At 58.5% G+C, this 394-nt stretch carries 1 protein-coding gene; it reads left to right on the top strand.

What is annotated here, in order from left to right; translation table 11 throughout:
* On the top strand, positions 1 to 394 hold a 394-nt coding region (locus AC1DF0_RS32545), incomplete at both ends, for an ABC transporter permease (protein WP_477577744.1).

The following is a 394-nucleotide window of genomic DNA, read 5'->3' as shown; positions in this document are numbered from 1 at the left end:
CCATCGTTTACCGTGAGGTCAAGCGCTTCACCCGGATCTGGCCGCAGACTTTGCTGCCGCCAGCCATCACCATGGTTCTGTACTTTGTGATCTTCGGCAATCTGATCGGTCGGCAGATCGGCGGCATGGGTGGCTTCACGTACATGGAGTACATCGTGCCGGGGCTGATCATGATGTMGGTGATCACCAACTCCTATGGCAACGTGGTGTCGAGTTTCTTTGGCAGCAAGTTCCAGCGCTCCATCGAAGAACTGATGGTGTCGCCGGTGTCGCCCCATACGATTCTGATCGGCTACACCCTGGGCGGCGTGCTGCGCGGGTTGATGGTCGGGCTCATCGTGACGCTGCTGTCGCTGTTCTTCACCACGCTACAGGTGCATCACCTGGGCGTGAC

Source organism: Paenibacillus sp. 05T425 (genome assembly GCF_056396205.1).
Note: the sequence above shows the minus strand (reverse complement) of the source record. Positions and strands in the feature narration are given on the sequence as shown.